General features: G+C 69.1%; 23 protein-coding genes. 9 read left to right on the top strand and 14 right to left on the bottom strand.

The window, feature by feature from the left end; all coding sequences use genetic code 11:
• Positions 1–594 precede the first annotated feature (594 nt).
• Together xseA and FG323_RS19515 are read left to right on the top strand one after the other, a co-directional pair.
• Complete coding sequence (gene xseA / locus FG323_RS19520; protein WP_141456401.1) at positions 595–1,923, top strand: exodeoxyribonuclease VII large subunit; 1,329 nt, start codon at positions 595–597, stop codon at positions 1,921–1,923.
• Between the two features lie 136 nt (positions 1,924–2,059).
• On the top strand, positions 2,060–3,871 hold the full coding sequence (locus FG323_RS19515; protein WP_141456400.1) for a VWA domain-containing protein: 1,812 nt from the start codon (positions 2,060–2,062) through the stop codon (positions 3,869–3,871).
• A gap of 107 nt (positions 3,872–3,978) precedes the next feature.
• Here FG323_RS19515 and FG323_RS19510 read toward each other — a convergent pair whose 3' ends face one another.
• The gene (locus FG323_RS19510) at positions 3,979–6,870 is read right to left on the bottom strand and encodes an EAL domain-containing protein (RefSeq protein ID WP_255470237.1); all 2,892 of its coding nucleotides are present in this window, start codon (positions 6,868–6,870) and stop codon (positions 3,979–3,981) included.
• A gap of 262 nt (positions 6,871–7,132) precedes the next feature.
• Between FG323_RS19510 and FG323_RS19505 the strand changes: the two genes are divergently transcribed.
• From FG323_RS19505 to FG323_RS19480, 6 genes are all read left to right on the top strand, one after another.
• On the top strand, positions 7,133–7,687 hold the full coding sequence (locus FG323_RS19505; RefSeq protein ID WP_141456413.1) for an RNA polymerase sigma factor: 555 nt from the start codon (positions 7,133–7,135) through the stop codon (positions 7,685–7,687).
• Positions 7,684–8,799, top strand: a complete 1,116-nt coding sequence (locus FG323_RS19500) for a hypothetical protein (protein WP_141456398.1) — start codon at positions 7,684–7,686, stop codon at positions 8,797–8,799. The genes FG323_RS19505 and FG323_RS19500 overlap by 4 nt, the downstream gene beginning before the upstream one ends.
• Positions 8,796–9,392: a YigZ family protein gene (locus FG323_RS19495; RefSeq protein ID WP_141456397.1), complete on the top strand. Its 597-nt coding sequence runs from the start codon at positions 8,796–8,798 to the stop codon at positions 9,390–9,392. The genes FG323_RS19500 and FG323_RS19495 overlap by 4 nt, the downstream gene beginning before the upstream one ends.
• A gap of 109 nt (positions 9,393–9,501) precedes the next feature.
• Complete coding sequence (locus FG323_RS19490) at positions 9,502–11,298, top strand: ABC transporter transmembrane domain-containing protein (protein ID WP_141456396.1); 1,797 nt, start codon at positions 9,502–9,504, stop codon at positions 11,296–11,298.
• A 68-nt stretch (positions 11,299–11,366) separates the two neighbouring features.
• Complete coding sequence (locus FG323_RS19485; protein WP_141456395.1) at positions 11,367–11,600, top strand: hypothetical protein; 234 nt, start codon at positions 11,367–11,369, stop codon at positions 11,598–11,600.
• Between the two features lie 55 nt (positions 11,601–11,655).
• Positions 11,656–12,255, top strand: coding sequence for an HAD-IB family hydrolase (locus FG323_RS19480; RefSeq protein WP_141456394.1), 600 nt, complete (start codon positions 11,656–11,658; stop codon positions 12,253–12,255).
• A gap of 64 nt (positions 12,256–12,319) precedes the next feature.
• Here FG323_RS19480 and FG323_RS19475 read toward each other — a convergent pair whose 3' ends face one another.
• Together FG323_RS19475 and FG323_RS19470 are read right to left on the bottom strand one after the other, a co-directional pair.
• Entirely contained in the window at positions 12,320–13,486 is a 1,167-nt protein-coding gene (locus FG323_RS19475) for an acyl-CoA desaturase (RefSeq protein ID WP_141456393.1), read from the bottom strand.
• A complete protein-coding gene (locus FG323_RS19470; RefSeq protein ID WP_141456392.1) occupies positions 13,486–14,592 on the bottom strand; it encodes a ferredoxin reductase in 1,107 nt (368 codons plus the stop codon). Before FG323_RS19470 ends, FG323_RS19475 begins: the two co-directional genes overlap by 1 nt.
• Positions 14,593–14,700: 108 nt before the next feature.
• Here FG323_RS19470 and fabR point away from each other — a divergent pair, with 108 nt between their 5' ends.
• The gene (gene fabR / locus FG323_RS19465; RefSeq protein ID WP_141456391.1) at positions 14,701–15,345 is read left to right on the top strand and encodes an HTH-type transcriptional repressor FabR; all 645 of its coding nucleotides are present in this window, start codon (positions 14,701–14,703) and stop codon (positions 15,343–15,345) included.
• Between the two features lie 22 nt (positions 15,346–15,367).
• Here the strand turns inward: fabR and FG323_RS19460 are convergent, their stop codons facing one another.
• The 11 genes from FG323_RS19460 to FG323_RS19410 form a co-directional block, all read right to left on the bottom strand.
• Positions 15,368–15,874, bottom strand: a complete 507-nt coding sequence (locus FG323_RS19460) for a L,D-transpeptidase family protein (RefSeq protein WP_141456390.1) — start codon at positions 15,872–15,874, stop codon at positions 15,368–15,370.
• Positions 15,875–16,120: 246 nt separating this feature from the next.
• Positions 16,121–17,746, bottom strand: coding sequence for an acyl-CoA dehydrogenase family protein (locus FG323_RS19455; protein ID WP_141456389.1), 1,626 nt, complete (start codon positions 17,744–17,746; stop codon positions 16,121–16,123).
• A gap of 74 nt (positions 17,747–17,820) precedes the next feature.
• Positions 17,821–19,047, bottom strand: coding sequence for an NAD(P)/FAD-dependent oxidoreductase (locus tag FG323_RS19450; RefSeq protein WP_141456388.1), 1,227 nt, complete (start codon positions 19,045–19,047; stop codon positions 17,821–17,823).
• 72 nt (positions 19,048–19,119) lie between these two features.
• The gene (locus FG323_RS19445) at positions 19,120–19,326 is read right to left on the bottom strand and encodes a cold-shock protein (protein ID WP_141456387.1); all 207 of its coding nucleotides are present in this window, start codon (positions 19,324–19,326) and stop codon (positions 19,120–19,122) included.
• Positions 19,327–19,417: 91 nt separating this feature from the next.
• The gene (locus tag FG323_RS19440) at positions 19,418–20,164 is read right to left on the bottom strand and encodes an S-methyl-5'-thioinosine phosphorylase (RefSeq protein ID WP_141456386.1); all 747 of its coding nucleotides are present in this window, start codon (positions 20,162–20,164) and stop codon (positions 19,418–19,420) included.
• Positions 20,161–20,736, bottom strand: coding sequence for a hypoxanthine-guanine phosphoribosyltransferase (locus tag FG323_RS19435; RefSeq protein ID WP_141456385.1), 576 nt, complete (start codon positions 20,734–20,736; stop codon positions 20,161–20,163). The genes FG323_RS19440 and FG323_RS19435 overlap by 4 nt, the downstream gene beginning before the upstream one ends.
• Positions 20,736–21,740 carry a beta-N-acetylhexosaminidase gene (gene nagZ, locus FG323_RS19430; RefSeq protein ID WP_141456384.1) on the bottom strand — a complete coding sequence of 335 codons (1,005 nt, stop codon included), beginning with the start codon at positions 21,738–21,740 and terminating at the stop codon, positions 20,736–20,738. Before nagZ ends, FG323_RS19435 begins: the two co-directional genes overlap by 1 nt.
• A 10-nt stretch (positions 21,741–21,750) precedes the next feature.
• Positions 21,751–22,269 carry a CYTH domain-containing protein gene (locus FG323_RS19425; protein ID WP_141456383.1) on the bottom strand — a complete coding sequence of 173 codons (519 nt, stop codon included), beginning with the start codon at positions 22,267–22,269 and terminating at the stop codon, positions 21,751–21,753.
• Between the two features lie 97 nt (positions 22,270–22,366).
• Positions 22,367–23,731: a 23S rRNA (uracil(1939)-C(5))-methyltransferase RlmD gene (gene rlmD / locus FG323_RS19420; RefSeq protein WP_141456382.1), complete on the bottom strand. Its 1,365-nt coding sequence runs from the start codon at positions 23,729–23,731 to the stop codon at positions 22,367–22,369.
• A gap of 269 nt (positions 23,732–24,000) precedes the next feature.
• Positions 24,001–24,633, bottom strand: a complete 633-nt coding sequence (locus FG323_RS19415; RefSeq protein ID WP_141456381.1) for a YdbL family protein — start codon at positions 24,631–24,633, stop codon at positions 24,001–24,003.
• A 19-nt stretch (positions 24,634–24,652) separates the two neighbouring features.
• Positions 24,653–26,662, bottom strand: a complete 2,010-nt coding sequence (locus FG323_RS19410) for a hypothetical protein (protein ID WP_141456380.1) — start codon at positions 26,660–26,662, stop codon at positions 24,653–24,655.
• Between the last annotated feature and the right edge of the window lie 14 nt (positions 26,663–26,676).

The raw sequence follows: 26,676 nt of genomic DNA, 5'->3' as shown, positions 1-26,676 counted from the left end.
CCCTTTGAAAAAGGGGGATTGAGGGGGATTTGCTTTTGGCGCCGAGAGCAAGAACTTTTCAACCGCCGAATGGCGGGTCCATCCCCCGTCACCTGCTTCGCAGGCGCCCGCCCCCTTTGGCATAGGGGGCTCCATGAGCGGTATCTTCCGCTGCGCATCGCGAGCATACAGGCCCTTCGGCCTTGGCTTTTGCTCCTGGGGCCTCATCCGCAGCGATGGCGTCGATGGGCAAGCCCGAAGGGCGCCGCGCACGGCGCGCGGTGTTTTGAGCAGACACAAGAGGATGTGCCTTCCCGAAACGTCCATCGGTGACACGGCCCCCGGCCGCGCAGCGGCTGGGGCGCGAGGACCGGGGTGTGCTTGACCAGCCCTCGGCTGTTGAAAGCGTCCTTTGGGTTACTTTTTTTTTTTGCACAAGCAAAGAAAGGTGACGCGCGCGGCAAGTGCACCAGGGCGAGCAACCGACGACAGTCCGCGCGCTAGCGCCCGATATCGGTCACCCCCAAAAAGCGAAAGGCAAACGCCCATGCAGCGCAACAAGCTCCGCTCCACGCCGGGTTTATGAAAGTGCGCTGCTGCGCTACGGTATGCCCCATGCAAGACCCCGCCCGCGACGTCCTCACTCCCAGCCAGCTCAATACCCTGGCCCGCGACCTCCTCGAAGGCGCGTTCCCGCTGATCTGGGTGGAAGGCGAGCTCGGCAACGTCACCCGCCCCGCCTCCGGACACCTGTACTTCACCCTCAAGGACGTCCGCGCGCAGGTCCGCTGCGCCATGTTCAAGCCCAAGAGCCAGTGGCTGCGTTTCGTTCCGCGCGAAGGACTGCGGGTGCTCGCGCGCGGTCGCTTGACCCTGTATGAAGCGCGCGGCGACTACCAACTGGTCATCGATCACCTGGAGGAAGCCGGAGAAGGCGCGCTGCGGCGGGCATTCGAGGCACTGAAGGCCAGGCTCGCGGCCGAGGGCCTGTTCGACGAGGGCCGCAAGCGCGCCCTGCCCGCGCACCCGCGCCGCCTGGCGGTCATCACCTCGCCCAGCGGGGCCGCCGTGCGCGACGTGCTGAGCGTGCTGGGTCGGCGCTTTCCGTTGCTGGAAGTGGACATCCTGCCGGTGCAGGTCCAGGGCGAAGCCGCGCCCGCGCAGATCGTGTCGATGCTCCGGCGCGCCGCCGACAGTGGCCGCTACGACACGATCCTGGTGACCCGTGGTGGCGGTTCGCTGGAGGACCTGTGGGCCTTCAACGATGAACAGCTGGCGCGCGCGATCGCGGCTTCGCCGGTCCCGGTGGTGTCCGCGGTCGGCCACGAGACCGACTTCACCCTGGCCGACTTCGCAGCCGACCTGCGCGCACCCACGCCCTCGGTCGCGGCCGAACTGCTGGTGCCGGACATTCGCGATCTCGCGACCCGCCTGCGCACGCTGCAGCGACGCCTGCTCGATCTGCAGCGTCACCACCTGCGCCAGGCCATGCAGCGCGCCGACCGCGCGGCGCTGCGCATGAACGCGCTGCGTCCGCAGGCACGCCTGGCGCTGATCCGCCACCGCCAGGACGCGGCGATGCGGCGCCTGCAGGCGCTGTGGCGGGAACGCTCGGAACAGCGGCGCGCGCGCCTGCGCCACGCCGCGGCCGTCCTGCGCGCCGCGCAACCGCAGCGCCAACTCGCGCAACTGCGCGCGCGGCTGGAAGCGTTGCGCGTGCGTCCGCAGGCCGCGGTGGCCCGCCAGTTGCAGCGCGACGCCCTGCGGTTGCGCGGACTGGCTCGTTCACTGGAAACGGTGAGCCCGCTGGCGACGGTGGCGCGCGGCTACGCCATCGTCACCCGGGATGACGGCACGCTGGTGCGCTCGGTGGCACAGGTACAGCCGGGCGACGCCGTGCAGGCACGCCTGGCCGATGGCGACCTGAAGCTGCGCGTCGAATAGCGCACCCGTTCCGGCCCGGCGTTGGCCGGCCCGATCTGCGGTCCACCCGTCCCGCTTTGTTCCCGATCTCCAGCCGGCTCAACCCCGTTTTTCTTCCGCATGCGTTTGACCTTCCCGACCCATCGGGAGAATCGCCATGCGCCACGCTCGTCCCAGCCTCACCCTGCTCGCCATTGCCCTGCTGGCCGCCTGCCAGTCGCAGCCGGTGGCGCAGTCGCCGTCATCCACGTCCTCCGGCGCTCCTGACGCCGACATCACCGCGAACCTGGTCGCGGCCGAGGCGTCCGCCGCCGCCGACGCGGCAGCCGCCAGCGCCACCCTGGACACGGTCCGGGTCCGTCAACAGGCCGATGCCCGGGTGCGAGCCGAATACGGCCGCCCCATGCCCAGCGCGGCCGCGGCGCCTCCCCCTCCCGCCGCCATGAAGATGAACGCCGGGTACGTGGCGCTGCAAAGTCCCGGGTTCGTCTCCCCATCCGAACCGGCGAACACCGAACGCTACGCCGCACGCGACGACAACCCGGTCCACCGCGTCGGCGAGCAGCCGGTGTCGACCTTCTCCATCGACGTGGATACCGGCAGCTACAGCAACGTGCGGCGAATGCTGCGCGATGGCGTCCGCCCGCCCGCCGACGCGGTGCGCGCGGAGGAGTTCATCAACTACTTCGACTATCACCATCCCGCGCCGGCCAATCGCGACACGCCATTCCGGGTGACCACCGAACTCGCCGCCGCGCCCTGGAACGGCAAGCGCCAGATCCTGATGGTCGGCATCAAGGGCTACGACGTGCCCAAGGCGACCCTGCCGCCCGCCAACCTCGTGTTCCTCATCGACACCTCCGGCTCGATGGATTCGCCGGACAAGCTGCCGTTGCTGAAACAGGCGTTCGCGCAACTGGTACCACAGCTGCGCTCGCAGGATCGCGTCTCCATGGTGGTCTATGCCGGTTCGGCGGGACTGGTGCTTCCGCCTACCCCTGGCGACCACCACGACGAGATCCTCGGCGCGCTGGACCACCTGCAGGCCGGCGGTTCGACCAACGGCGGCGACGGCATCCGGCTGGCCTACGCGATGGCCAGGCAGGCGTTCGTGAAGGATGGCGTCAACCGGGTGATCCTGGCTACCGACGGCGATTTCAATGTCGGCACCGTCGACCAGGGCGCACTGGAGACGCTGGTCGGCGATCAGCGCAAATCGGGCATCGCGCTGACCACGCTGGGCTTCGGCCAGGGCAATTACAACGACGCGATGGCCGAGCGGCTGGCCGACGTCGGCGATGGCAACCATGCCTACATCGACACCCTGCAGGAGGCACGCAAGGTGCTGGTGGAGGAAATGCAGTCCACCTTGCTGACCATCGCCCGCGACGTGAAGATCCAGATCGAGTTCAATCCGGCCTACGTGTCCGAGTACCGCCTGATCGGCTACGAGAATCGCCTGCTCAAGCGCGAGGACTTCGCCAACGACAAGGTCGATGCCGGCGATATCGGCGCGGGCCACGAAGTCACCGCGCTGTACGAGATCACACCCACCGGTTCCGGCGCCGATCGCCTGCCGCCGCTGCGCTATGGCCAGGCCGGCTCCAATACCGCGTCCGCATCGCGCGGCGTAGCCGGTGGCGAGATCGCCCACCTCCAGTTGCGCTACAAGCCACCGGGCCAGGACGCCAGTCGCCTGATCGCGACACCGATCCGCGCCGATGCCCTGAGCCCGAAACCCAGCGAAGGCTTCCGCTTCGCCACCGCGGTGGCGGCCTACGCCGACCTGCTGCGCGGCGGGCAGCACATCGACAACTGGAGCTGGGCCCAGGTACTGGCCGCCGCGCGCGGCGCCGAAGGCGCGGATCGGTTCGGCCTGCGCCGCGAATTCACCGGCATGGTGGAACAGGCGCGGCAACTCGCCTCCGCGCAGGCGACCGATACGCCCGCCATCGCCGCCGGCGAATAGGCAAAGGCACACCATCGGCAAGGAGCGCCGTCCCGGCGCGGGCTTTCCCGGGACGGCGAAGCGAATGGTTTGATTCAATCCCGGCGGCGGACGCCGCCGTCCGCCGCTCAGCGGGCGCCCATGTGCGCGGCGGGCCGTCCCAGCAGGTAGCCCTGGCCGAAGTTGCAGCCCAGTTCCAGCAAGGCGCTGCGCTGCTCCTCGGTCTCGATGCCCTCGGCGATGGTGTCGATGCCCAGGGTGCTGGCCAGCGCGAGGATGGCGCGGACCAGGCCGGGACTCTCCGGCCGGGTTTCGTCACCGATGCCGGCCACGAAGCTGCGATCGATCTTCAGTACCGAGATCGGAAAACGGTGGAGGTACGACAGCGCCGAGAAACCGGTGCCGAAGTCGTCGAGCTGCGCCAGGATGCCGTGCTCGCGCAGCGTGCTGAGGATGCGCAAGGTGCGCGGCGCGTCGTCGAGCAGCGCCACCTCCGTGATTTCCACCCGCAACCGCGCCGGATCCGCGCCCTGGGCCTCGAACAGCGCCAGCAGGCGGTCGGCGAAGTCCGGTGAGCGGAAATGCCGTGGCGACACGTTGACCGACACATAGCCATCGCCGCCGCGCGCGATCTGGCTCACCACCTGTTCGTAGATCAGCCAGTCGACCTGTTCGATCAACCCGCTGTCCTCGCCCAGGCTGATGAACTCGGCCGGCGCCAGCAATCCGCGCCGCTCGTGCTGCCAGCGCAGCAACGCCTCGTAACCGACCACCTCGCCGTCGTCCAGCCGCAGGATCGGCTGGTAGTACGGCACGAAATCGCGGTTGTTGATCGCGCGGCGCAGGTCCGCCTGCAGATCCAGGCTGTGCATCGCCGCCTCGCGCATGGCCTCGTCGAACATCGCGCAGCGATCACGCCCCTGTTCCTTGGCCCGGTACATCGCCGCGTCGGCGTCGCGCAGCAGTTCCTCGCCGTTGCGGTAGCGCGGGTGCCAGACCGCGATGCCCAGGCTGGCCGAGGGATACAGTTCGCGCCCGGCCACCCACATCGGCCGGCTCAGCACCGCCAGCAAGCGCTGCGCCAGCTCGCGGATGTTCTCCTCGCCGTCGGCGTACTCCATCAGGATGGCGAACTCGTCGCCGCCCAGGCGCGAGACCACGTCGCTGCCGCGCACGGTCATGGTGATGCGGCGCGCCACCTCGATCAGCAGTTCGTCGCCGGCCGCGTGGCCGATGCTGTCGTTGACCAGCTTGAAGCGATCCAGATCCAGGAACAGCACCGCGAACGCCTGGCCGTCGCCATGCCGGGCACGCTCGATGGCCGCGGACAGCCGGTCCAGCAGATGCGGGCGATTGGGCAGTCCGGTCAGCGCGTCGTGGGTGGCCTGGTAGGTCAGGCGCTGCTCGGCGCGCAGGCGTTCGTTGATCTGGGCGCGCAGCTGGGTGTTGGCGTCGGCCAGCTCGCGGGTACGTTCCTCCACCCGCCGTTCCAGCTCGGCGTGCGCGGCGCGCAGGTTCTCCTGCGCGCGCTGCCGGCCCAGGCCGTTGCCGATGTTGTGGGCGACGAAGTTCAGCAGGCTCTGGTCGTGCTGGGTGAACTTCACCTCCGGCGAATAACTCTGCACCACCACCACGCCCTGCACGTCGTCGCCCTGGAACAGCGGCACGCCCAGCCAGCTGTGGGCCGGCGGTCCGTGCTGGACGACCTTGCCCTCGCCGCTGAGCTGGGCGATGACGGCGCGGTCGGCCAATAGCGCCTTTCCGGTCTCGATGACGTATTCGGTCAGGCCGTTGCCGATCCGGCGCGACCGCCGCAGCGGGTCGCGCTCGTCGATCGAATACGGGAAGGTCAGGGTCTGCCGGTCCTCGCTGAGCAGCGCGATGTAGAAATTGCGCGCGTCGATCAGTTCGTCCACCACCGCGTGCACGTCGGCGTAGAAGCGCTCCAGGCTCTCGGAGGTGATGGCGAGGTCGGCGATCCGGAACAGCGCGCTCTGCAGTTTCTCCGCGCGCTTGCGCTCGATGATTTCGGCCTGCAGCTCGCGGTTGGCGCGCTGCAGTTCGTGGGTGCGCGCTTCCACCCGGTGTTCCAGGTCCGCGTGCGCGTGCTTGCGATCCAGCGCGGTGAGGATGTGCTGGGCCACGTAGCCCAGCAGCGCGCGATCCTCGTCGGCATAGCTGGCCGGGGTGTCGTAGCTCTGCACCACGATGGCGCCGCACACGCGATCGTCGCGGCGCATCGGCACGCCCAGCCAGTCCAGGCTGTCCGGGCCGTGGCTGGGATCGCGGATGACCCCCAGTTTCTGCCGGATCACCGCCGAAGGTCCGCGCAACGGCTGGCCGTGGCGCAGCAGCGCGAAGGTCATGCTGTTGGCCATCTCCTCTTCGGTGAACTCGCGCTCCGGCTCGGCGACGTAGGCATCCTTCTGATCGGCGAAATACAGGAAGCGGATGGTCCGGCGCTGGTCGTCGTAGGAAACGATGTAGCAGTTCTCCGCATACATCAGCGAATTCACCACCGCGTGGATGCGGCGGAGCATCTCGCTCATCTCCAGCCCGGTGCCGGCCAGATCGGCGATTTCGTACAGCGCCTGCTGCAGGCGCTTGGATTTTTCCAGCGAAACGATCCGGGCATGCGCGCGCGCCGTGTCCAGGGTCGCGCCGATCATCGCCTTGGCCAGCCGGCACCAGGAGTCGCGCCTCGCCTCCGGCACCGGTTGCGGCAATGCCACCGCCAGTGCCATCCGCGCGTTGCCGTCGGCGTTTTCCCAGGCCAGCAGCCAGCCATCCTCCGGGTCGACCGGCGAACCCTCGCTCAGCGCGTGTTCGGCGCGCCGGCGCAGGCCGGCGGGGGCTTCGGCCGTGGCGACGCCGCCCGCGCCCAGCGCCCAGTCGCGCCAGCTGATCGCCAGTTCGGCGCCTGGCGGCAGGCCTTCCAGCAGCACGCCCAGGATCCGTTCGGGTGCCACCGCCTCTCCTTCGCCGGGCAAGGTGCCGACACGCTCGTTCTGGCTGGGCACCCCGGTTCCGGACAGCATTGGCTTCAAATGAAAGTTCCCCGTGCCGAGCATAACGCCAATGCGGTCCGTGAACGGCAACCCGCGCCACAAACTCCGGTGCGAACCCCGCAATGGCCGTCCATCCGTTTTCACGGACATGCATTTCGTTCCGGTCCCCGCCCTGCTTTTCGAAGCGTCCTGCCCCGTGCCGGATGCATTTTCGTTCAGCAACCTGACGCTCGGCCGCTTCCCGGAAAAGCGCGAAGCCCTTACGCTGATCGCAGTGAACGACGCCGCCGAACCCGCCGATGAAGCATTGATGCTGGCCTACGCCGCCGGCGATGCATCGGCTTTCGAGCGGCTCTACGCCCGCCACCGGGGACCGCTGTACCGGTTCCTGTTGCGCAACCTGCGCGACGGCGCGCTGGCGGACGAGTTTTTCCAGGATGTCTGGCAGCGGGTCATCAGTGCGCGCCAGGGCTGGAAACCGGAGGCGGCCTTCACCACCTGGCTGTTCCGGATCGCCCACAATCGCCTGAACGACCATTGGCGGGCCGCCCGCCATCGCCCGGCGGCCCCCGAGGACGCGGACGAGCGCACCGCGCGGGTGCCGGATCCGGACACGCCCGAGCGGCAGCTCTCCGAGTTCGAGCAGCGGCGGCGCCTGCAGATGGCGTTGTCCGAACTTCCCGAGGACCAGCGCCAGGTGGTGCAGTTGCGGCTGGAGCAGGAACTGAGCCTGGAGGAAATCGGCGACATCACCGGCGTGGGTCGGGAAACCGTCAAATCGCGGCTGCGTTACGCGATGGACAAGTTGCGCGCGAGACTGAACGAATGAACCGCCGTCCCCCCGAACCGTTGAGTGCCGAAGAACGCCAGCTGGCCGATCAGCTGGCGCGGCTGGGGCCGCACGGCGAGCCCTCGCCCACGCTTGATGCCCGCATCCTGGCGGCTGCGCACGACGCGGTGGCGGCCCGTGCGGCCGCGCCGCGCAAACCGCGCTGGCCCGTGGCGATGGGCCTGGCCGCCAGCGCCCTGCTGGCGGTGGGCATCGCCTGGCAGCTTCGACCGGTCGACGAGGTCCCCTCGGCGGAGCAGACGGCCTTGCCCGAGGCGCGCCTCGTGATCGCCGACGAACCCCAGGCGGCGGACGCCGCGGACGCCGCGCCGGCCGACGCCCCGCCCGCATCCGCCCGGCAAGTCGCCCCGCCGGCACCGGCCTCGGTCGTGCAGCCACCCACGGTGGCCAAGCCGATGGCCATGCCCCATCGCGGCCCGGCCGAACGCGTGGCCACGCGTGAAGCCACCCCGCCCGCCAGACGGCAGGCTCCCGCTCCGCAAGCCGCGGCCGAGCCGGCATCCGTACCCGCCGTCGAATACGGCCACCCGCTGGCCGCGCCGCCTGCGCCCCCCCCGCCTGTCGCCGCGACAGCCCGCGCCGATGCCACCACCCTGGACAGCGTCGCCATGCCACCCGCGTCCGTGCAGTCCTACGGGAATGCCAGCGGCGCCGATCGCCCGGGCTTCGTCGCCGATCCGGAAACCGCCGCCGCGATTGCCGCCAGTCGCGAGAAGGCGCGCGCTGAACAGGCCCGCGATGCCGCCGACGCGGCCGAAGCCGCCCGTGGCGGCGCGGAGGCGCGCGCGCGGCGCGTCCTCTCCGCGCCCAAGGCCACGCCGCAGCCCGCGCCGCCGCAGCCCGCGATCACCACTTCGGCGCCGGTCGTGCCGGCCCCTGCCAGTGCCACCCGCAACGCGCTCAAGCGCACCGACCTGCAGTTGCCGGTCATCGAGGACACCAAGCTGCCGCCGGAAGACTGGCTGGAGCGCATCCGCCTGCGCCGGGATCTGGGCGATCGCGCCAGCGCGACCGACAGCCTGGTGCGCTTCAAGCAGAACCATCCCTTCCAGAAGGTTCCCGACGATCTGAAGGAACTGCTGGGCGAATGAGCCACACCCTGGCCGCCCAGGCCTCGCACCTGCTGGAGGTCAAGCACAGCCGATTCCTGGTCGCCGCCGCGCCGGTGGCCAGCCCGGAGGACGCGTTGGCGTTCCTGGCCGACGTCGCCGACCCCGCCGCCACCCACAATTGCTGGGCCTATCGGATCGGCGCCGAGTACCGCTCCAGCGACGACGGCGAACCGGCCGGCACCGCCGGGCGTCCGATCCTGGCCGCCATCGACGGCCAGGGCTACGACCAGGTGATGGTGGTGGTGACCCGCTGGTACGGCGGCATCAAGCTGGGCGCCGGTGGTCTGGTCCGCGCGTACGGTGGCGCGGCCGCCGAATGCCTGCGGCTGGCCGAACGCAGGCCGCTGATCGTGATGCGGACGCTGGAACTGGCCGCGCCGTTCGAGGACCTGGGAGCCGTGCATGCCGCCCTGGCCGGATTCGGCGCGGAGAAACTGGACGAGTCCTTCGACGAGCACGGTGCCCGCCTGCGCCTGCGCCTGCCGGCCGAACAGGGGGACGCCTTGAAAATCCACCTGCGCGACGCCACCCGTAACCGGGTGCGCTGGTCCGGGCCGGAGCCGGATGCCTGATCGGGATGCTTGATCCGGAAGGATCCGGTCGCGCGAGAATCCAACCCGCAAGCATTGTGGAAGCGGTCCGGCGCCGGGCCGCTTCCACAGCGTTTCCGATGGAACCTTCATGAGTGCTGCCCAAGCGCCGGCCGATGCCGGCACCGACGATGCCCGCGCTACCCGCTCCAAGGCCAAGCTGGGCAGCCTGCGCGCGTTGTGGCCCTTCATCCGCCAGCACGCCGGCCTGTTCACCGCCTGGCTGGTCGCCCTGGCGGTTGCCTCGGTGGCCACCCTGAGCCTGCCTACCGCTTTCAAGCAGATGATCGACCAGGGCTTCGGCGCCGGCGGTGCCGGCATCAACCAGGCCTTCGGCGCGATGTTCGTGGTGGTGGTGGTGCTGGCGCTGGCCAGCGCCGCGCGCTTCTACTTCGTCTCGTTGCTCGGCGAAAAGGTGGTGGCGGATCTGCGCCAGCGCCTGTACGCGCACCTGATCGGCCTGGACGCGGAATTCCACGATCGCACCCGCAGCGGCGAACTGATCTCGCGCCTGTCCGCCGACAGCGAACTGCTGCGCAGCGTGGTCGCCAGCAGCATGTCGGTGGCCCTGCGCAGCAGCGTGACCGTGATCGGCAGCCTGGTGATGCTGTTCGTCACCAGTCCGCGCCTGGCCGGATTCGCGCTGCTGGGCATCCCGCTGGCGGTGCTGCCGATCGTGCTGGGCTCGCGCCGGCTGGGCAAGGCCTCGCGCGCCAGCCAGGACCGGGTGGCCGATGCCAACACGCTGGCCAGCGAAACCCTGGGCGCGGTGCGCACCGTGCAGTCGCACGCGCGTGAAAGCTACGAACGCGGCCGCTTCGACGCCGCGCTGTCGGTGGCGGTGGACACTTCGCGCCGGCGCATCCGCGCCCAGGCCTGGGTGACCGCGGCGGCCATCACCCTGATCTTCGGCACCATCGTGCTGGTCCTGTGGATGGGCGCGCACGACGTGGCCGAGGGCGCGATGACCGCCGGCACGCTGGCCCAGTTCGTCCTCTACGCCCTGATCGGCGGTGGTTCGGTCGGCGCGCTGGCGGAAGTCTGGAACGAGTTGCAGCGCGCGGCCGGCGGCATGGGCCGCATCGCCGAACTGTTCGAGGAAACGCCGCGCATCGCCGCGCCCGCGCGGCCGCGTGCGCTGCCCGAGCCGCTGCATGGCGAGATCCGTTTCGAGCAGGTGGTGTTCCACTATCCGTCGCGCCCGGACCTGCCCGCGCTCGATGGCTTCGACCTGGCGGTGAAGCCCGGCGAGACGGTCGCGCTGGTGGGTCCGTCGGGTGCCGGCAAGAGCACCGTGTTCTCCATGCTGCTGCGCTTCCATGACGTGCAGTCCGGCGCGATCCGCGTGGACGGCGTCGATGTGCGCGAGCTGGATCCGACCGGCCTGCGTGAACGGATCGCGCTGGTTCCCCAGCAACCGACCATCTTCGCCGCCAGCGCGGCCGACAACATCCGCTACGGTCGACTCGACGCCAGCGACGAGCAGGTACGCGCCGCCGCCGAGGCGGCCGAGGCCGATGATTTCCTGCGCGAGCTTCCCGACGGCTTCGACAGCCAATTGGGCGAACGCGGCGCGCGCCTGTCCGGCGGCCAGCAGCAGCGCATCGCGATTGCGCGCGCCTTGCTGAAAGACGCGCCGATCCTGTTGCTGGACGAGGCCACCAGCGCGCTCGACGCGCAGAGCGAACGCGCCGTGCAGCATGCGCTGGAACGGCTGATGCAGGGCCGCACCACCCTGGTCATCGCCCATCGCCTGGCCACGGTGCTCAAGGCCGATCGCATCGTGGTGATGGATCGCGGCCGCATCGTCGCGCAGGGCACGCACGAGGAACTGCTGGCGCAGGACGGCCTGTACGCGGAGCTGGCACGCCTGCAGTTCCTCGACTGAGGCTGCCACCGACCGCGCGCGCCGGTTAACATCCGCACTCCACCGGATTCCATCGCGAAGGACCTGCCATGACCGACTGCAGCTGCGAACATCCCCTCAACGATTCCCAGTACATGAGCCGGGGCGGACAGGACCTCAAGAGTTGCCCGCGCTGTTCCAGCCAGGCGGGTCGGCATGTCTTCCATCCGGTCGGCCATTTCGGCATGCGCACGATGGCCGATGGCCAGGAAATCGTGCAGTCCTGGTGTCCGGCCTGCCGCTCCAACTCCACGCCGGAGAAGCCCGCCTACGCGTGCCGTTGATCACGCGCGGCAGTCGAACGGCGTCGGACATGTCCACTCCCGGGCACAGGCGGCAATGAACCTGGCCCTGTTCGATTTCGACGGCACCCTCACGGTCCGCGAGATGATGCCGGACTTCATGCGCGCCGCGGTTCCGCCGATGCGCCTGGCCGTGGGCCAGGTGGTGCTGGCACCGATGGTGCTCGGTTACCGCGCCGGCTGGGTATCGGGCCACCGGGTGCGCGCGACCATCGTGGATTTCGGTTTCCGCCGGGTCGCCGAAAGCCGCCTGCGCGATGCCGGCAAGGCATTCGCCGAGCAGTTATTGCCCGGCGTGCTGCGAGCCGACGCGATGGCCCGCCTGCACTGGCATCGCGATCGCGGCGATACGGTGGTGGTGGTGTCCGGCGGCCTGGACACCTATCTCTCGCACTGGTGTCAGGCACAGGGACTGGAACTGCTCTGTTCGCAACTGGAAAGCCGCGACGGCCGGATGACCGGCCGCTATCGCGGCGCGCAGTGCGTGGGCGGGGAAAAGGCGCGCCGCATCCGCGAACGTTACGACCTGTCACGCTACGAGCGCATCCACGCCTACGGCGATACCCACGAGGATCACGCCATGCTCGGCCTGGCGCACGAGGCGTGGTACCGCGGCCAGCCCTGGCGTCGCAGCTGACGGTTTCCGGATGGGGCATGGCAGCCCCGTTGCGACACTCCTGTTCGACTGATCCGGTGACGGATCACGCCGCTTCCGGCGCGGGCTCCGGTTCCGGCAGCACCAGCGGCACCCTGATGCGGGCGCGGCTCGGGAACGCATGCCGCAGGATCCGCCAGGCCACCTGGCCGAACTGGCGCGGCAGCGAGCCGGTGTTGTAGTGCTGGCCATAACGCGCGCAGATTTCGCGCACTTCCACTGCCATTTCCGCATAGCGGTTGGCCGGGATGTCGGGATAGAAGTGGTGTTCGATCTGGTGGCTCAGGTTGCCGGACATCACGTTCATCCACCGGCCGCCGCCAATGTTGGAGGACCCGCGCAGTTGGCGCAGGTACCAGTGGCCGCGCGATTCGTTCTTGATGCATTCCTTCGGGAAGGTCTCGGCGTCGGCGGTGAAATGCCCGCAGAAGATGATCACGTAGGTCCACACGTTGCGCATGCCATTGGCGACCAGGTTGCCCAGCAGCACCGGCAGGAAGAACGGGCCGGCCAGGGCCGGGAACACCAGGTAGTCCTTGATCAACTGGCGCGACATCTTGCGCAGCACCGGACGCGCCTTGCGGCGCAGCTGCGCACCGGTCATCTTGCCGTGCCACCAGCGGCCCAGCTTGAGATCCTGGATGGCCACGCCCCACTGGAAATACAGCGCGAAAAAGATCGCGACAACCGGCTGCACCAGGTAGAACGGCTTCCACTTCTGCTCGGGGAAGATCCGCAGCAGGCCGTAGCCGATGTCGTCGTCCAGGCCGCGTATGTTGGTGTAGGTGTGATGGCGGAAGTTGTGCGTGTGCCGCCAGTTCTCGCTGGTCGCGACGATGTCCCACTCGTAGGTCCGGCCGTTGATCTGCGGATCGCCCATCCAGTCGTACTGGCCGTGGATGACGTTGTGGCCCAGTTCCATGTTCTCCAGGATCTTGGCCCCGCCCAGCAGCAGCGCACCAAGGATCCAGGTCGGCCAGAACAGCCATGCCCAGGCCTGCCCGGCCACCAGCAGGCCGCCCAGCAGCGCCGAAGCGAACAACAGCGCGCGCGCGGCCACTTCGGTATAGCGGACCGCGGCGATGATGCGGCGGATGTAGCGCGCGTCGCGCTCGCCCACCGTGGCCACCGTGCGTGCGCGCAGCGCGTCCAGTTCTTCGCCGAAGCGATCCAGTTCGGCGGGGGTCAGGGCCCGGTTGCGTGAAGCGCTCATCAGAGATCCAGTTCCAGATCGGTCACGGCGCTGTTGATGCACAGCTTCAGCGCCTGGGTGGGTTCCTGCGCCAGCGCGCCGCTGGGCAGATGACGGGTGGCGCCGGCGGCCTTGCCGCAGGCGCAGGTATTGCAGATGCCCATGCGGCAGCCGGACTCGGGTTTCAGGCCGGCTTCCTCCAGCGCCACCAGCAATGACTGTCCGCGCGCCACCTGCACACGGCGGCCACTGCGGGTCAGATGGACTTCGACTTCGCCACTGTCTTCGATGGCATTCGGCGGCGGGCTGAACGCCTCGGCCTGGAAGCCGGCGACGCGGCCTTCCAGCAAGCGCCTCGCGGTCTCGACGAAACCACCGGGACCGCAGGCCATCGCCCGCCGTCCGGCCAATGCTGGGATCCTTGCGTCCAGCCAATCGCCGTCAATACGGCCAGCCTGCTCGTCGGCCTCCCGTGCGGCCTCGCCGGTCAGGCCGAGATGCACGCGGAAACGCGGATGGCGGATCGCCAATGCACGCAGCTCATCCAGGAAGCACAGCTCCTCGCGGGTGCGCGCCCAGTAAGCGAGATCCAGATCCACCGGCATCCCCTGGGCCGCCAGTTCCCGGGTCAACGCCATCAGCGGGGTGATGCCGCTGCCGGCCGCTAGGAACAGCCAACCGCCCTCGGGGTGCGCCGGCAGGCACAGCTCGCCGAACGCCGGACCCAGTTCGAACACTTCGCCCGCCCGGGCCTGGCCGTACATATACTGGCTGACCCGCCCCGCCTCGATCGCCTTGACGGTGATCGCCAGCAGGCCGTCCGCGCGCGGCGGTTCAGTCAGGCTGTAGCTGCGGGTATGGCGGACGCCATCGATTTCCACGCCCAGACTGACGTGCTGCCCCGGCCGAAATCCAGCCCAGTGCCGGTTCGGCCTGAGCCAGAGCATCACCGCGCCCCTCGCGGCTTGCTCGCGGGCCACCAGACGCGCGCGCGGCCGGTCCCAGGTCCAGTTGCGGTTGAGCCTGCCGGCCCAGAAATCGAAGACATCGGGCGCGACCAGCGGACTGATCAGCCGCCGCAGCGCACCCGATGGGCGGCGGGGGGCGGGAAGGACACGGGCGTTCATGGGGGCACTATACCGATGTCAATACAGTCGTGTATACAACCGTATATTAATTCTTGCCGCTATGATGCCGGCCAGTCCCTTTCCATTCAGCCCCGTACGCTTCCATCCATGTCCACCTCCCTCCTCCCGCACGACGACCACGGCCCCGGCCGCAAGGCGACGATCTCCCGGGAGGATCTGCTGGCGGCGGCGCTGAAACTGCTCGGACCGCACCGCAGCGTCTCCACCCTCAGCCTGCGCGAGGTCGCGCGCGAGGCGGGCATCGCCCCGAACAGCTTCTACCGGCAGTTCCGCGACATGGATGAACTGGCGGTGGCGCTGATCGATCTGGCCGGCAGTTCGCTGCGCAAGATCATCGGCGAGGCCCGCCAGCGTGCCGCCGGCAGCGATCGCAGCGTGGTGCGCAGTTCGGTGGAAGCCTTCATCGAACAGTTGCGCGCCGACGACAAGCTGCTGCACGTGCTGCTGCGCGAGGGCACGGTCGGTTCCGACGCGTTCAAGCAGGCGGTGGACCGTGAACTCGAATTCTTCGAGGAAGAACTGCGCATCGACCTGATCCGGCTGGCGATCCGCGACAACGCACCGCTGCACGAGCCGGCGCTGGTCTCCAAGGCCATCACCCGGCTGGTGTTCGCGATGGGCGCCACCGCGATGGATCTGCCGCCGGAAAAGGATCCGGAGCTGATCGATCAGGTCTCGCAGATGGTGCGCATGATCATCACCGGTTCGCGCGCGCTCGCCGCCGGCCGCTGACCCCGCCCGCTCAAGGCGCGGCTCAGGGGACGATCCGGATCGGCGTGCCGACCGGCACCCGCTGCCATATCTCGTCCATTTCCGCATTGGTCACCGCGATGCAGCCATCGGTCCAGTCGCCGCGGTAGCCCGGCGGCGTCGCGCCATGGATCATGATGTCGCCGCCCGGATCCACGCCACGCGCACGCGCCTGCCGGCGATCCGCCTCGTTCGGATAGGAAACGCGCAGCGACAGGTGGAAACGGCTGCGCGGGTTGCGGTAGGTGATGCGGTAATCGCCTTCCGGCGTCTTCTCGTCGCCCTGCTGGCGCTTATGCCCGATCGGCGCATCGCCCAGGGCGATCCGGTAGGTGGCGATGACCTGGCCGGCGCGCAGCAGTTCCATGCGCCGTTGCGCCTTGTAGACCCGGATGGCATCGGCCCGCTGTGCGGCGGGCAGCAGGTCCGGCGGCTCGCTGGCCCGCGTACCGCCGGCCAAGGCCAACACGGCCCACAGCAGGCCTGCCGCGCAGCCGCGGAAGCTGACCATCCACCGGCCCGTCCTGATCGTTTTTTCCATGAAGGCGATGCTAGCCCGTCCTGATCAGGGAACGTGGCATTTCCCTGCGCTTGTTTTTTCAAGCCTTGCCGGTTGATCCGACGCGCGCGATAGCCACCGGCATCCATGAGGCATGAAGTTTCCCTGCGCAGGAACGGCCTGCGGCCGCGCGCCTTTCGAACCGTCCAGGTATCCACCAAAGCGCGCGCCGGTCCGGTGCTCCCGGCGCGCGGATGGCTATGCCGGCAGCGCGCGGGCCAACAGGGTGTCGGACGCGGCGATGCCCGGCTGGCTTCCGAAAGCCCATCCGTGTCCCTGCTCCAGCCGGGCGCCGATGAAGGCGCTGGCGGCGGGACTGCCGGCGCGCAGCAACACGGCCGCCTGCAGGGCCACTGCCAGCCGTTCGGTCAGGTTGCGCGCACCGGCTTCGGCGGCATGCGGCAGGTCCGCCGTCAATCTCGCCACGAAGCCATCGAAAGCCGGCTCCCTGCCCGCCACGGACTCCAGTTCGGTCGCCAGCGCCGCGCGGGTTTCCGGCTCGCGTGCCAGCGCGCGCAGGACGTCCAGGCACTGGATGTTGCCGCTGCCTTCCCAGATGGAATTGAGCGGCGCCTGCCGGTACAGCCGTGGCAGGATGGATTCCTCGACGTAGCCCGCGCCCCCCAGGCACTCCTGCGCCTCGTTGACGAAGGCGGGCGTGCGCTTGCAGATCCAGTATTTGCCGATGGCGGTGGCGATGCGTGCGAAGGCGGCCTCGCCGGGGTCGCGCGGCGCGCGGTCGACGGCGCGCGCCACCCGCAGCGCGAAAGCCGTGGCCGCCTCGGATTCGATCGCCAGATCCGCCAGCACGTTCGCCATCAGCGGATGGTCGGCGATCGCCTTGCCGAAGGTGCTGCGGTGGCGTGCATGATGCAACGCCTGCGCCAGCGCCATGCGCATTTCCGCCGCCGAGCCGAGCATGCAGTCGAGCCGGGTGAGCATCACCATCTCGATGATGGTCGCCACGCCGCGTCCCTCCTCGCCCACCCGCCAGGCCAATGCGTTGCGGAACTCCACTTCGCTGGAGGCGTTGGACCAGTCGCCCAGCTTGTCCTTCAACCGCATCAGCGCGAAGCCGTTGCGTTCGCCATCGGGCAGGCGACGCGGCATCAGCAGGCAGGTCAGCCCGCCAGGCGCCTGAGCCAGCACCAGGAAGCCATCGCACATCGGCGCGGAGAAGAACCACTTGTGCCCGACCAGCCGGTAACCCTCGCCGTCCGGCGTCGCGGTGGTGGTGTTGGCGCGCACGTCCGAGCCGCCCTGCTTCTCGGTCATGCCCATGCCCAGGGTGATGCCGGTCTTGTCGGCCAGCGGCAGATCGCGCGGGTCGTACAGCGGCGCGGCGGCCGCGTCCGCCCAGGCCGCCAGCACCGGTTCGCGCCGCAGCACCGGCACCGCCGCATGGGTCATGGTCAGCGGACAACTGGTGCCGGCGTCGGCCTGGTGGTGCAGATAGCTCAGCGCCGCCCTCGCCACGTGCGCACCGGGTTGCGGGTCATGCCAGGACAGGCCCGCCACGCCATGCGTCTTGGCCGCCTCCATCAGCCGGTGATAGGCCGGATGGAACTCCACCGTATCGACGCGATGGCCGAAGCGATCGTGCGTGCGCAGGCGCGGACGATCGCGGTTCGCATCAAAGCCGATGCGGTACAGCTCGTCGCCGGCCAACCCGCCGTATACGGCCAGCCGCGCCGTGAACCCGGCAGCGCCTTCGCGGTCGACCGCCTCGCGCAGGGCGATGTCGTCGGCCCACAGGTCGCGTGGCTCGAACGCGGGCGGCTGGTTCTCGACCCGATGGGTTTCGAAGTGCGGCAATCCGTTCATCGTGGACTCCATTGCGGCATGCGCATGGATTCTCCCCCAAAAGCACGCCGGGTGCGGGCGTCGGGCCCGCTTGTTCAGCCCAGCCCGGCGAGCGCCTGCAGGAACGCCGGCTGCAGCGCCAACTTGCCGAACACGCCATGCTGGGTGCCACTGAGCACGCGCAGCATGTGCCGGCTTCCCCACGGCAGGCGTCCCAAGGGCAGGAACGCGACATCGCGCGTGCGTGCGATCCAGTCATGCTCGGACTGGAAGATCGGCGTCAGCCAGCGGCTCCAGAACTGGTAGATGCGCACATGCGCCTCGCGCTCGCGCTGGTAGCGCGCCAGTGCGGCCTCGATGCAGGTTTCCGCACGCAGCGCGTCGCGCAGCGCCAGCGCGTCCATCAGTGCCATGTTCACGCCCTGCCCGAGCTGCGGGCTCATCGAGTGGGCCGCATCCCCGGCCATCACCAGGCGGCCACGCGACCAGCGATCCAGCGCGGCATCGCGGTAGCTCGCGCGCGCCAGTTGTGCAGGCTCGACCAATCCCGCCAGTTGCGGTTCGATCCCGGGCCAGATCGCGGCTACTTCGCGCCGCCAGCCTTCAATGCCCTGGCCATGCCACTGTTCGAACGTGGCGGTCGGCAGGCTCCAGAAGAAACTGAGCCTCGGCGTGTCGTCATCCGGGCGTGTACCCACCGGCAGCATGCCGATCATCTTGCGCGCGGCGACATAGCGCTGGCGCAATTCGTCCGGCCATGGCCATTCCCCCTGCGGCACCAGGCACCACAGCGCCCCCCAGGGATACGGCGCATCCAACCTGACCGCGCCCGTGTGCCGGCGCAGCCGCGAGGCCGAACCATCGGCGGCGATGATCAGATCGTAGGGACCATGGCGGGCGCCGGTGTGATCGCGCAGCCAGCGCGTGTCTTCCTCGACCTCCTCGATGGACACGCCCTGGCGCACTTCGGTCCGTCCCGGCCAGGCGTCGGCCAACAGTGCGAACAGCGCGCCGCGCTGCATGCCCAGGCCGAACAGCCCGGTGTCCAGTCGCGCATAGCGCATGTCCATCACCGCGCGGCCGCAGGGCGTCTCCCCGTACAACCGGCGCACGCGCCGTCCATGCGCCAGCGCGGCCTCCAGCAGTCCGAGCTCCCACAGCACCTGCAAGCCGGTCGGCTGCAGCAGGAATCCGGCGCCCACCGGCCCCAGTTGCGGCGCACGCTCGAACACCTCCACCGTATGCCCGTCGCGCGACAGCAGCAGCGCCAGCGCCTGGCCCGCGGTGCCGTATCCGACGATGGCGACGTGTTGTTTCCGCATCCGTGTGGGTCTCCCCTTCCCTCATAAAAAACCCCGCCGAAGCGGGGTTCGAGAAATCTCGCAGCGTTGCAATCAGTCGGACGGCGTGACGCTGCCGGCCTGTGCGCCCTTCGGGCCCTGGGTCACTTCATAGGTCACTCGCTGGCCTTCTTTCAGGCTGCGGAAGCCCTTGGAGTTGATCGCGGAGTGATGCACGAAGACATCGGCGCTGCCATCTTCTGGCGCGATGAATCCGAAGCCCTTGGCATCGTTGAACCATTTCACGGTACCGTACGGCATAGCGCTTGCGTTTCCTTTGTAAGGTGCGGGTGGTTAACGTGCGGCGGCAACCGCACCCGCGGAGTATGCAAAGGCTTGGCCGTGTTGACAATCACCCGCGCGCGAGTTCGCCTATCAGTTCCGGCAATCCCGCCGAGGCCGCTTCGACGTTGGCCAGTACCTCGGCCATGGTGATCTCCTCGCCGGTGCCGCAGCCGGCCGCCCAGTTGGCGACGATGGCCAGACAGGCGTAATCCAGCCCCAGTTCGCGCGCCAGCCCGGCTTCGGGCATGCCGGTCATGCCCACCAGATCGCAACCATCGCGGCGCATCCGCGCGATCTCCGCCTTGGTTTCCAGGCGCGGCCCTTGGGTGGCGCCATAACAACCGCCATCCACAAGTTTGACGCCGGTCACGCGCGCGGCCGCGGCGATCTTGTGCCGCAGCAAAGGGGTGTAGGGCTCACCGAAATCCACATGCAGCACTTCACTGCCGGGCTCCTCGCAGATCGTGGAGATGCGTCCCCAGGTGTAATCGATGATCTGATCCGGGCAGGCCAGCACGCGCGGGCCGAACCGTTCGGTAATGCCGCCGACCGTATTGAGCGCCAGCACCCGGGTCGCGCCGATGTCCTTCAACGCGGCGAGGTTGGCGCGGTAGTTCACCTGGTGCGGCGGCACCGAATGGCCTTCGCCGTGGCGGGCCAGGAACGCCACCTTCTGCCCCAGCAGGTGACCGATGCGGATCGGCCCGGACGGTTTGCCGAAGCGGGTCTCCACTTCGCGCGTTTCGACGTCGGCCAGCGCGGCCAGGCGATAGACGCCGGTGCCGCCGATCACGGCCAGCGCGATGCCGCTCATGCCTCTTCCTTCAGCGCGTAGATGGCCGGCAGGTTGCGACCCTGCTCGTAGTAGTCCATGCCGAAACCGAACACGTAGCGATCCGCCACTTCCACGCCCATGTAATCGGCCCGCACGCCCTCGACGCAGCGGTCGTGGCGCTTGACGCTGAGCGCGGCGATGCGCACGTCGGTGGCGCCCTGCTCCAGGCACCACTGGCGCACGGCCAGAAGCGTATGGCCCTCGTCGAGAATGTCATCGACCAGCAGCACCCGGCGACCATACAGCGCGGTGGCCGGGCGATGCTTCCACACCAGCTCGCCACCGGCGGTCTCGCCGCGATAGCGGGTGGCATGCAGGTAATCGAATTCCAGATCCAGCCCGCGCGCGCCCAGTTCCAGCGCCAACTGGCCGGCGAACGGCAGCGCGCCGTGCATGATGGTCAGGTAGACCGGCACTTCGCCGGCGTAGTCACGCGCGATCGGTTCGGCCATATCCGCAATCGCCTGGTCCAGGGTGGCGCGATCCACCAGCAGATCGGCATTGGCCAGCGCATCGGCCAGCGAAGGACGCGTCGTTCCCAGTTTGCTCATCACACCACTCCTGTATTGCCGAGCACGCGCGCCTGCGCCTGCCCATAACGTTGATCGGCCAGCAGGCCGTCCCAGCCCAGCGCGCCACGGCCGATCAGGCCCAGCAGCGCCGCGGTGTTCAGGGCGCGCCCTTCCACCGCCTTGAGCGACTCTTCCACCAGTTTCGGCGAGCACACCAGCACGACGTCGCAGCCGGCATCCAGGTGCAGATCGATGCGCTCCTTCACGCCGCCGGCGGAGAACGCCGCGGCCATGCCGATGTCGTCGGAGAACACCACCCCGCGGAAACCCATATCCGCGCGCAGGATGTCCTGGATCCAGCGCGGCGAGTAGCCGGCCGGCTCCGGCGCCACCGCCGGGTATTTCACGTGCGCCATCATCACCGCGTCCGCGCCGGCCTCGATGCCGGCCACGAACGGCAGCAGATCCTGCCCGCGCAGTTCCTCCAGCGTGCGCGGATCGGCCGCGTCGTCGAAGTGCGTGTCTTCCAGCACCGTGCCGTGCCCGGGGAAATGCTTGAGGGTGGCCGGCATGCCGACGCTGTGCATGCCCTGCACATAGGCGCGGGTGAACGCGGCGACCACCTGCGGATCCGCGTCGAACGCGCGGTCGCCGATGGCACGGTTGCCGCGCGCCAGATCCACCACCGGCGCAAAGCTCAGGTCGATGCCGCTGGCGCGGATCTCGCTGGCCATCAGCCAGGCGTGTTCCTGCGCCAGTTGCAGGGCGCCCTGCGGGTCCTCGGCGTAGCGCTTGCCGAAGCCTTCCAGCGGCGGCAGCGCGCTGTAGCCCTCGCGGAAGCGCTGCACGCGGCCACCTTCCTGGTCCACGCAGATCAGCTGCGGGCGCGGCGCCGCATCGCGGATGGCGGCGGACAGCTCGGTGACCTGCGCGCGCGAGGCGAAGTTGCGGGTGAACAGGATGAGGCCGGCGACGGCGTCGTGCTGCAGCCAGTCGCGCTCCTGGGCGCTGAGTTCGGTGCCGGCAATGCCGATGACAAGCATGGTGGGGTCCTCAGGGAAGGTCGCTGGCGTCGCGTTCGGCCGCGGACCACTGCGAGTACGGGCGCGATGCCAGGGCCAGATTGTAATAGCGCGGCCTGTCGGTGACCTGCCTGCCGATCCAGTCCGGTTTCACGAAGGCTTCATCGGCGCTGGCCAGTTCAATCTCGGCCACCACCAGGCCGGCGTTCTCGCCCAGGAACTCGTCCACCTCCCACAGGTGCCCGGCATGGCGGACATGGTGGCGGCGCTTGTCGATCAGTCCGCCCACGCACAGGTCCAGCAGCGCGCGCGCCTCTTCCACCGGGATGGGATAGTCGAACTCCTGGCGGGTGTGGCCGAGCTCGCGCGACTTGAGGTTGAGATAAGCCTCGTTGCCCTGGATGCGCACGCGCACCGACGCCTTCTGCCGGCCCTCGTCCATCGCCGCCATGTCGTTGATGTAGCCCTGCGCCATCGGCACCACCTCGTGCGCGGCCTCGCGCCAGCCGTCACCGGTAACCAGGAATTTGCGTTCGATTTCTACAGGCATGGGATGGAGCCGTGAATGGGGAATGGAGAATCGGGAATCGTTGAATCAGGGAGCGGGGAGCAAGCGCATTGGCTTTCGATTCCCCGTTCCCGATTCCCTATTCCCGTCGTTCAAACAACGCAATCGATTCGACGTGGGCGGTGTGCGGGAACATGTCCATCACCCCGGCCGACTTCAGTTCGTAGCCTTGTTCGTTGACCAGGAAGCCGGCGTCGCGGGCCAGCGAGCCGGGGTGGCAGCTGACGTAGACGATACGGTTGAATTGTTTCAGCGGCAGCTGTTGCAGCACTTCGATGGCGCCCGAGCGCGGCGGGTCCAGCAGCAGCTTGTCGAAGCCCTGGCGCATCCAGCCCGTGCCGCGCTGGTCCTGGGTCAGGTCGGCGGCATGGAACTGCGCGTTCGCCAGTCCGTTGCGCCGTGCGTTCTCGCGCGCCCGCGCCACCAGGCCGGCATCGCCTTCCACGCCCACCACCTCGCCGACCAGCCGCGCCATCGGCAGGGTGAAGTTGCCCAGGCCGCAGAACAGATCCAGCACGCGATCCCGTGGCTGCGGATCCAGCAGCTCGAAGGTCCGCGCGATCATCTTCTGGTTCAACCCGGCGTTGACCTGGATGAAGTCCAGCGGGCGGAACGCCAGTTCCACGTTCCACTGCGGCAACACGAAGGCCAGCGCCGGCGCCTCGGGCCACAAGGGGTGCACGCTGTCCACGCCGCCCGGCTGCAGGAAGATGGCGAACGAATGCTGCTGGCCGAACGCCACCAGCGCGGCGCGATCGGCGTCGCCCAGCGGCTTCAGATGGCGGAACACCAGTGCGATGCCGCTGAACTCCGCAGTAGCGTCGCCGGCGATGAATTCGATCTGGGGGATATCGGCGCGTGCGTGCAGGCCATCGACCAGCGCCGCCAGCGCGGTGATGCGCCCGCCGATCTCGGGGATGACGGTATGGCATTCGGACAGATCGGCGACGAAGCGCGGATCCTGCTCGCGGAAACCGACCAGCGTCTTGTCCTTCTTGTCGACCCGGCGCACCGAGAAGCGGCCCTTGCGCCGGTAGCCCCAGCTCGCATCCACCAGCGGCGCCAGCACGCTGCCGGGAGCGACATGGCCGATGCGCTCCAGGTTTTCCATCAGCACCCGCTGCTTGGCGTGGATCTGCTTGTCCTCGTCCAGGTGCTGGAGCACGCAGCCACCGCAGGTACCGAAATGCGCACAACGCGGCGCCACCCGATCCGGCGAGGCCTGCAGCACGTCCAGCGTGCGCGCTTCGTCGAAGTGGCGGTTCTTGGCGGTCTGTTCGGCCATCACCCGCTCGCCCGGCAACGCGCCGGCCACGAACACGGCCTTGCCGCTCTCGCCCGGCGCGGCAGGCCGGCGGGCGACGCCCCGGCCGTCGTGGGTCAGGTCGAGGATCTGGGCTTCAAAAGGGGTTTTGTCGATGCGGGGGGAACGGCTGCGGGCCACGTGGCGAAAGCTGCGTGCAATTACGGGGCGTCATTGTCGCATGAGCGGGGGTGGGCCTTTCCCGACTCCCCGCCAAAAGCAAATCCCCCGCCGCCCGCTGCGCGGCCGCCCGCCCCCTTTTTCAAAGGGGGCTTGAAAGCAATCTCCCAGCTCCGATGCGTTCGAGATGCTCAAGAAAACCTGGCTTTTGCCTCCCCTTGGCCAGCCATTCGGCTGTTGAAGGCGCAAAAGGGAGACCGAGCGGGATTTGCTCCTCAGCCCCCGGCGTCCTACTTCTGCTTCCACCCGCCCGCGTCCTGGTACCACCAGCCCCCCCGGGCGCTGGCGATCCACTGCTGGGCGAAGGTCTGGCGGATCTGCGCCTCCCACTCCGGATGGCCGTTGGCCACCGCAATCTCGCGGTAGACCGCCTTGCGGTCGCGGTTGTCGTCGGCCACCGCCTGGGTGATCGCCACCCGGTCCTTGAGCGCCAGCTTGCCGGCGTCGCGCACTTCGATCATGCCGTCGCGGGTCAGTCCGAGCGCACCGGCATCGAAACCGGCCTGCAACTGGTTGCGGAAGCGGGTGGCCATGCGGCCCTGGATGGCTTGGATGGCCGGGGTCTTGATGTTGATGTCCGCGCTTTCCTGCGCGTGCGCGCTGGCAATGCCGACCAGCGACAGCCAGTCGAAACCACGGCGCGAGACCGGCACCAGCGATGCGCTGCCGCCCGGGGTCGCCGGCACGCTGGAATCGGGCTTGGCCTCCGGCGTGGCAGGCGACTTGGCGTCGTCGCCGATCACCTTCTCGACGAACTCGCGTGCGGCCTCCTTGGCTTCGGCGGCCGGGAAATAGACGTTGATGGTGACGCATGCGGTCAGCAGCAGCGCGGCGGCGACAGAGGTTCCCAACCAACGATGCATGTGTGTCTCTCCTGGGTAGCTACTGGAATACCGGTTTGCTTTCGCCGCGGGTCACGTCGCCGAGGCGCTTGACCAGGGTCGGCCAGTCGACCTGGTGGTTGAATCCCACCACGGTCAGGCGTGGCAGGCCCTGGCCTTCGACAATGATAAAACCGGCTCCGGCTGAACCCAGCCCGTCCATCCTGCAGACCTCCTCGGACAGGCGACAGCGGATGCCGATGCGACGATAGCCGAAGTCATCGAACAGTTTGAGCGCCTGCGCCTGCAGGCTGCCGCCGAGCCCCTGGCCGCCGCCGACGCTGGACAGATCCTGCACGGCGCGCTGGCTGATCCGCTGGCGCCCGCGCCACTGCGGATCGGTATGCAGGTCGGCGTCGAAGCCCTGCGGGCTCCAGTCCACCAGGCGCAGATCACGGATATGGCCATCCAGCGCGCCGGTGATTTCACCGAAGCCGAACACCCCGGTGAGCGCCTGCAGATCCAGATCATCCAGCGCGATGTCCGCCGACAGCGTGGGCGCGGTGCCGAACGGACGTTCCATCGACAGGCCGGAGACCTCCACGCTGCCGCCGAACATGTGCGCGGTCAGCGTGCCGTCGAAATCGAGGCGATCCTCGGCATAACGCACGCGCGGGATGCGTCCACTGAGGTTGCCCTGGAACGCGGGCCAGTGCATGGCCGAGGCGAGCTGGCCGATGTCCAGGTCCTTCACGCTCAGGCCGAAGTCGAACGCCAGCCCGCCCGACGCCCGCGGCGGATGCAGGTTCAGGGCTTCGAAGGTCAGGCCGCCGCCCAGCGCCGGCACGGTGACCGCTTCGCGCAACGCGAGTGCCCCGTCGCCACTGTGGAGCGGGAATTCGGCCGCGCCAAACGGCAGTCCGTGCAGGGCGCCGCCGCGCCAGCGCAGCACGCTGTCGCGCCGGGTGCCCCCGGACAGCACCGGATTGCCCTGCACGCCCAGCAGGCGGAAACGATCGCGACCATCGATCAGATCGACATCGCGCAGTTCCATCTCCGCCTCGCGCAGCGCGCCGGCGTGCAGATCCACCCGCGCCGCCAGCGCACCGCCCATGCGCAGATCCGACAGGCCGGCCAGGCCCAGCCAACCGGACAGGTAACGCGCCTGCAACGGTGCCAGATCATCGCTGCGCATCCGCAGCGCGGCATCGCTCAGGTTCAAGGCGGGGTCCAGGCTCAGGCCGCCGGTCACCTGCAAGGCCGCGCCGTCGTCCCAGGCCAGCGTCGGCAATTCCCAGCGTCCGTCCGGCCAGCGCCGCGCGGCCACGTCCACCCCCACCGGCGTATCCGGCAAGGCGATGTAGGCGTTGCCCGCGAGCAGTTCGCCGCCGCGCAGCTCGCCGTCCAGGGTGACCAGCCTCTGCCGCGGAAACTGGCGGTAGTCGATCCGCAAGGCCGCCGACAGGCCTTCGGCGGCGATGCTGCCGTCCGGCGTGTCGAGCGAGAGTCCGCCGAGCCGGAGCGGTCCGGAGACCTGCAGCGGACCGCGTTCGGGCACGCGCAGGTCCAGCCTGCCATCCAGGCGTCCACCTTTCAGACGCGCATCCGCCCAGCCCTGCGCGACCAGCGCCTGCGCCCAGCTCACCGGGACCTGCACCAGATCGATCCGGGTGAGGTCCGGCGCGGCCGCGTTGCGCTCCATCGCCAGCGACGCGGGGCCGCCGGCCAGCCGGGCACGGGTATGGGTCACATCGATGGCCACCTCCAGCCGCAACGGCGAACCGCCGGCCTGGGTCACCCGTCCGTCGCACCGCCACCGTTCCCCGGCCTCGCGCCGCAACGGACAGCTCCAATGAACGTCGTGCCAGCGATAGCCCAGATCGTCCGCGCGCAGGCCGCGTGCCCGCAGGGACAGCTCGCCGGTGTCGGCGGCCGCCGGCCAGGCCAGGCGCACGTGCACGTCCTCCAGCACCGCCACGGGCGTGCTCACCCGTGCGATATGCGCACTCGCCACACGGGCCTGCGCCGGAACCAGCGGCGTCAACCCGATCAGCATCAGCAGCGTTAACATGCGAACGCACATGG

The sequence above is a fragment of the Pseudoxanthomonas sp. z9 genome (assembly GCF_006542425.1).
Lineage (GTDB): Bacteria > Pseudomonadota > Gammaproteobacteria > Xanthomonadales > Xanthomonadaceae > Pseudoxanthomonas_A.
This window is presented reverse-complemented; position numbering and strand designations above follow the sequence as displayed.